The 6,326-nt window shown below is 64.5% G+C and carries 7 protein-coding genes; 6 read left to right on the top strand and 1 reads right to left on the bottom strand.

The window, feature by feature from the left end:
• The 3 genes from JOY90_RS38035 to JOY90_RS38025 all read left to right on the top strand — a co-directional run.
• The coding region (locus tag JOY90_RS38035; RefSeq protein ID WP_291696220.1) for a MaoC family dehydratase at positions 1-394 on the top strand (394 nt) is incomplete at its 5' end.
• A 179-nt stretch (positions 395-573) separates the two neighbouring features.
• The gene (gene ykgO, locus JOY90_RS38030; protein WP_006611362.1) at positions 574-699 is read left to right on the top strand and encodes a type B 50S ribosomal protein L36; all 126 of its coding nucleotides are present in this window, start codon (positions 574-576) and stop codon (positions 697-699) included.
• A gap of 103 nt (positions 700-802) precedes the next feature.
• Positions 803-1,450, top strand: coding sequence for a tetratricopeptide repeat protein (locus JOY90_RS38025; RefSeq protein WP_291696219.1), 648 nt, complete (start codon positions 803-805; stop codon positions 1,448-1,450).
• Between the two features lie 258 nt (positions 1,451-1,708).
• On the opposite strand, the gene JOY90_RS38020 is transcribed toward JOY90_RS38025, so the two are convergent.
• On the bottom strand, positions 1,709-1,891 hold the full coding sequence (locus tag JOY90_RS38020) for a hypothetical protein (protein WP_291696218.1): 183 nt from the start codon (positions 1,889-1,891) through the stop codon (positions 1,709-1,711).
• 258 nt (positions 1,892-2,149) lie between these two features.
• On the opposite strand from JOY90_RS38020, the gene JOY90_RS38015 reads away from it, so the two are divergent.
• The 3 genes from JOY90_RS38015 to JOY90_RS38005 form a co-directional block, all read left to right on the top strand.
• Positions 2,150-3,223 carry an alpha/beta hydrolase gene (locus JOY90_RS38015; RefSeq protein ID WP_291696217.1) on the top strand — a complete coding sequence of 358 codons (1,074 nt, stop codon included), beginning with the start codon at positions 2,150-2,152 and terminating at the stop codon, positions 3,221-3,223.
• Positions 3,224-3,336: 113 nt separating this feature from the next.
• Positions 3,337-5,775, top strand: a complete 2,439-nt coding sequence (locus tag JOY90_RS38010) for a hypothetical protein (RefSeq protein WP_291696216.1) — start codon at positions 3,337-3,339, stop codon at positions 5,773-5,775.
• A 133-nt stretch (positions 5,776-5,908) separates the two neighbouring features.
• A partial coding sequence (locus JOY90_RS38005; protein WP_291696215.1) for a sigma-70 family RNA polymerase sigma factor occupies positions 5,909-6,326 on the top strand: 418 nt, incomplete at its 3' end.

Below are 6,326 nucleotides of genomic sequence, written 5' to 3'. Positions count from 1 at the left end.
GGCCTTCGCGGTGTCGCGCGAGTCGATCCGGCTGTTCTGCGACGCCTCGCTCGACTACAACCCGCTGCATCTGGACGACGATTACATGAAGGGGAGTTTCGGCAAGACCCAGTTCGGCGGCGTGATCATGCATGGCATGAACAATTTCGGCCTGATCTCGCGCATGATCACCGACTGGGCCTATCCCACCGGCGCGATCCATCGCCGGCTGGAGACGCGATGGCTCAAGCCGGTGCGGCCCGGCGACACCATCAGACCTTCCGGCATCGTCAAGGCGAAGCAGGTGACCGCGAAATCCCGCTATGTCCTGATCGACGTGATGGTGCAGAATCAGGCGGGTGAGAAGGTTGCGGCCGGGGAGGCGATGGTCGAGTTTCCGGCCGACGACGACTAGTGTGCCGCGGCCCGGTTCCACGATCCGAGCCGGCCCAATGGCCGATCTGGATTGACATTGCACCGTCCCCTGGCCTAGAAGGCGCCCGTCCCGGGCGGCTTGGCCGCCGGCGGGATATTCCCGTTTTTGCCGCCCACGGCCTGTCACCACGGCCTTCGAGAAGCAACCAGGATTTTGTCATGAAGGTCCGTAACTCGCTGAAATCGCTGCGCGGCCGTCACCGCGCCAACCGCCTGGTCCGCCGCAAGGGGCGGGTCTATGTGATCAACAAGGTGCAGCGCCGCTTCAAGGCGCGGCAAGGCTGATCGCCAAAGGGCTGATCGCCCGGGAGCGCCGGCCTGCGAATATCACAGGCGTTTGACGCCCACGCTGCTTTGCAGCGGGATTTTTCGCGTTTAGACTTTTGCGATGTCCCTGAGATTCACGAAAACTGGTCTGATCGCATTATCGGTTGCGGCCGTCTTCGCCGCTTGGCCCGCCATCGCGCTGGCGCAGGACGATCCGCGCCTGGGGCCACCGAAGAAGAAGCCACCGGAAGCCCCGGCCAAGACGCTGCCGAAGGTCGGCGGCGACAAGACGCGCGGGTTGGACTTCCTGTTCGGCGCATTGAAGGCGGCACCCGACGATGCCAGTGCCAAGCATGTCGAGGCGCGGATCTGGGCGATCTGGCTGCAGACCCCGAGCGATACCGCAGCACTCCTGATGATGCGCGCCAAGACCGCCATGGATGCGCAGCAGATTGACGTGGCGCTGAAGCTGCTCGATGCGGTCATCAAGCTGCGCCCGGATTATACGGAGGCGTGGAACCGGCGCGCCACCCTGTATTACCTTCAAAATAACTACATGCGCTCGCTCGCCGATATCGAGCAGGTCCTGGTCCGCGAGCCCCGGCATTTCGGCGCGCTCGCCGGGCTTGGCATGATCATGCAGGATCTCGGCGAGGACAGGCGCGCGCTCGATGCCTTCCGCAAGGCGCTCGAGATCAACCCGCATCTGGAAAAGCTGCCGGAGCTAGTCAAGACGTTGAGCGAGAAGGTCGAGGGGCGCGACATCTGAGACGGCTCCGCCCCACGTCGGCTCGCTTCGATGCTCTTGGTTGCGAGGCCGGACGATACGCTGCCGCGCCGCGCATCCGGACCGGCATGACCGACGATCATACGCGCCACGACGCCAGCCACACCGATGACACCAAGTTCGACGATAACCGTCTCGCCGATGCTCTGGAGAGGCCGCGCAGCAGCCACGGCCCGCGACCGCGAGACGAGGGTCCGAACGACAAATCCGCCCAGGTGATGCGACGGGCGGACTTGGCGCTCAGTGCAGGGCGCTGCTGCCCCGCTCGGTGATCCCGTAATGCGCTGCCGCCGCATAGAGCTGAGCGATCTCGGCCTCAAGATGCTCATTGACCAGCAACAGTGCCTTGAGCGCACCGCGGAGGTCACCGTCACACCTCGCTACGATCTCATCGATCGCAGCTTCGCTCGATCTGATACTCATCCAATACCCCTTCCCATTTTCCTTGCGGGATACCTGCCACACCGATTCATTCTTTCCCGTCGAGGGTGTGAACCAAACCGGGTGGCGGTAGCTTTTTGATGCTCGCCCGACAGTCAGGAGAAGTGCTGACCATGGTTATAAAATGGCCGACGACGCGCGTATGACAAAAAACGCCTTGACCTGGGAAAACTCGCGCGAGTCGCGGCTTCCGGTCTCCTGCGAAGGGGCCATGCGACGCCGAATGACTGGAAAATTCCAATGATTTCAATAATCGTATTGACGGTGCTGGTTTTCCTCATGCTGGTCACGCAGGCCGGCGTGATCGCGCTCAATCGGACTTATCCACCGCGCGGCAGCCTGGTAGAGGTGGCCGGCACGCGCCTGAATGTGGTCGAACTGGGGCCCGCTGACGCATTGGGGCCGCGAATCGTCCTGATCCATGGCGCGAGCTCGAATCTGGAGGCGATGCGGCAGCCGCTGGGCGAATTGTTGGCGCGCAACCATCGGGTGGTCCTGATCGACCGCCCGGGACACGGTTTCAGCGCGCCCGCCAAGGATGTGGAGGCGCCGCTGGACATCCAGGCCGGCATCCTCGCCGCGGCGCTGACGAAGCTCGAAGCTGGCCGCGTCGTGCTGGTGGTGCATTCGCTGGCCGGCGCGTTGGGCGCGCGGATGGCCCTGGATTACCCGGAGCAGGTCGGAGGCCTGATGATGCTGGCGCCCGTCACCCATCCCTGGCGCGGTGGGGTCGGCTGGTACAACAAGGCCATCACCATGCCGGTGATCGGGCCGCTGCTCGCCCACACCGTGACGTTGCCGCTCGGCCTGCTGCTGGCGAAGCCAGCCGCGCGCACTGTGTTTCTGCCGCAGCCGATGCCGGAGGGCTTCGTCAGAGACACCGCGACGCTGCTCCTGCTGCGGCCGCGCGAATTCCGCGCCAATGCGCGCGACCTCACGACGCTGAAGGCCATGGTCGCGGCGCAGGCGCCGCGTTATGGCGCGATCAGGGTGCCGACCACCATCATCTCGGGCGACGCCGACAAGACGGTATCGACCGACATCCATTCGCGCCCGTTCGCCGCCGCCGTGCCCAATGTGAAGCTGATCGTGCTAGAAGGCGTCGGCCACATGGTGCCGCAGGCCGTGCCCGATCTCGTGGTATCGGAGATCGATGTGATGATCGGGAGGATCAATTCCAGCCGGGAAGGATCGGTCAGCCAACTCGACGCCGATCCGCGCGCGACCATCGAAGAGGGGCTCGACCAGGCTCGACGTGGCGGCTTCATCTCCGACGAGGAGATTGCGCCGGCCGACGCGCGTCGCGGCCTGTGAGGTTCGCCGCTGGTCCAAAGCCGGCGGATTGCGGGCGAAAATTTGGCGATTCTTAATTGAAATTGCCGCATGCTGCGTCCTTTCCGGGGAATCCCAGTCAGGAACGCTTGAGCATGAGCACTCAATCCGCTAGTCCCGGGCAGGGCGGCTGCGATGTCAACCGCAGGCTCGTGCGGTTCTTCAGCATCTGCCTGGGCAGTCTGGCCTTCGTCTACGTCCTGGTGGCGATGCGGCTGTTCGCCGAGGGCGATGCTTTCGGCCCGGACGACTGGCTCCTGGCTGCGCTGCGCGCGCTGCTCGGCGCGGCCGCGCTGGTGGTGATCTTCCATCCGGCGTGGCTGTCGCGGGCGCTGGATCGGCGGATCGACGAGATGGGCGCGCTGTTCGAGGGCCAGCTTGCGCTCGCATCCGCGGCTGAGAAGATCCGCCTGATCGTGCTGGTGACGATGGTGAGCCTGCTGCTCGAGCTCGTCATGATCCGCTGGCTCGCCTCGGTCTTCCCGGTGTTCTCCTTCTTCAAGAATTTCACCCTGCTGGCCTGCTTTTTGGGGTTGGGCGCGGGCTATGCGGTGGCGGACAAGGAGCGCTGCGCGCCTGCCCTCGTGCTGCCGATGCTGGCGCTGTTCGTTACCGTCATTACGCTGATGCGCTACGACATCGCCACCAACAACGACTTCTTCTCGGCGCTGCCGATGCAGGAGCAGACCTCGATCTCGATCTGGATGGATCGGCTCAACCTGCTCGGCCTGATCCAGCAGAGCGTGCCGCTCTATCTGCTGCTCGGCACGAGCTTCGTGATCTGCGCCTGCATCTGCTATCCGGTCGGCCAGCTCTGCGGCAAGCTGCTCGGCGTCACCGACCCGCTCAGGGCCTACGGCCTCAATCTGATCGGCAGCATCCTTGGCGTCGTGGCGCTGTTCGTGATGAGCCTGTTCTGGCTGCCGCCGGCGATCTGGTTCGCCGTGGTCGGCGGCGTGCTGCTCACTTTCGTGCTGGCGCGCGACGCGCGGCTGCCGGTCGGCATCGCGAGCTTCTGCCTGCTGCTGACCGTGCTGGCGTGGCCGGTGCAGACCGAGATCCAGCGCATCTATTCGCCCTATCAGTTGCTCGAGCGCATGGCCAAGCCCGACGGCCTGATGAACATCCTGTCGGGGGGCGCCTATTACCAGAAGGTCTTCAACCTCTGTGAGGCCAATCGTGGCCACGAATCCGACGAGGACCGCTATGCGCGGGCCTATTACGAGTTCCCCTTCAACTTCAAGAAGCGTCCGGAGCGGGTCGCGATCGTCGGCGCTGGCAGCGGCAACGACGTCGCCGCCGCGCTGCGCATGGGCGCCGCCCATGTCGATGCCATCGAGATCGATCCGGCGATCGTGTTCCTGGGCAGAGCCTATCACCCCGAGCATCCCTATGACGATCCGCGCGTCACCGTCCGCGTCAACGACGCCCGCAACTTCTTCCGCACCGCGCAGCAGCAATATGATCTGATCATCTACGGCGTCTTGGATTCGCACACCGCGCTCAGCCACGCCTCCAATCTGCGCGTCGATTCCTATGTCTACACCCAAGAGGGCATCACGGAGGCGTTCAGGCTGCTGAAGCCCGACGGCGTGATGTCGATCGCGTTCGCGTTGCCGAACGAGTCGCTCGGCTTCAAGCTGTCGCACATCCTTCAGGGCATTCCCGGCGCCGGTCGTCCGCTCGCCGTCCGCGTCGGCTACGATTCCAAGACCACCACGGCCTTCATCACCCAGAAGGGCCACGACATCGCAATGCCCGGCAGGGACGCCCTGGCGTCCTTCGGCTTCGAGGACGCCTCGGCGCATTTCGCGCAGGCCTATCCCGCCGACAGCATCCCGACCGACGACTGGCCGTTCTTCTACATGATCAAACGCACCTATCCGGTCAGCTACATGGTCGCGCTCGGCATGGTGCTGCTGCTCAGCACCGTCTTCGTGCGCAAGACCGTCGGCTGGAATGGACCGGTCGAGCGCGGCTATCTGCCGTTCTTCTTCCTGGGTGCGGGCTTCATGCTGGTGGAGACCAAGGCCATCACCGAGCTCGGCCTGCATCTCGGCGGCACCTGGTTCGTGATCGCGGCGACCATCCTGATGGTGCTCTCGATGGCGTTCTTCGCCAATTTGATGGCGCAGCGGAAATTCGTGCCGCGCACCGGGCTCGCCTATGTCGGGCTGATCCTGAGTCTCATGGTCGGCTATTTCTCGGCGCGCGATCACGCCCTGATCGCCTTCGCCGCGCCATGGCTCAGCCTCGCGGTCGCCTGCGTGCTGCTCACGATCCCGCTGTTCTTCTCCGGCATGGTGTTCTCCAGCCAGATCGGCAAGGCCGGCATCAACGTCTCCACGGCGCTCGCCTACAACCTGATGGGCGCGCTGTTCGGCGGGCTGATGGAATACAACTCGATGTATTTCGGCTTCGCCTTCCTCTATTTGCTCGCCATCGGCTTTTATGGGCTTGCCTGGGCCTTCTCGCTGGAGCCTTCCGGCGCCGGGGCCCGCCGATTCAAGACGGCGACGACACCAGGTCCGTGACAACCCTCTTTCCCGATCAAGAGCCCCGGCCGCAACGCCGGGGCTTTTTTCGTTCGGACCGCCGCAAAAAAATTGTCATGCTCCCAAAGGCCGAGTGCCGGTCCTGGCACTTCCCGTGTGAAAGGATGTGGCCATGGATCACGAGCAACTGGTGCGGCAGGCAGGCGGCGGTGACGTCAAGGCGTTCGTCGAATTGACTAGGCGCTTCCAGCAATTCGCCTTCGGCTCGGCCCTGGCGCTGGTGCGCGATTTCCAGGTCGCGGAGGATGTGGTCCAGGAGGCCTTCGTCGCCGCCTGGTCGGCATTGCCCCGCCTTGCCGACCCTGCCGCTTTTCCGGGTTGGCTCCGGGGCATCGTTCGGCACCATGCCTTTCGCGTGCTGAGGCGGAAGCGGATTGCCGCGGTCTCGGTCGAGGAAGCCGAGGCGGTGGCGGACGAAGCGCCGTTGCCGGATCACATCGTCGAGGCGCGCCGCCAGGCGGCCGCGGCGCTGACGGCGCTCTCCGAATTGCCGGATCGGCTGCGCGAGCCTGCAAAGCTGTTCTTCATCC

This window comes from Bradyrhizobium sp. (assembly GCF_019242285.1).
Taxonomy (GTDB): Bacteria; Pseudomonadota; Alphaproteobacteria; order Rhizobiales; family Xanthobacteraceae; genus Bradyrhizobium.
This window is presented reverse-complemented; position numbering and strand designations above follow the sequence as displayed.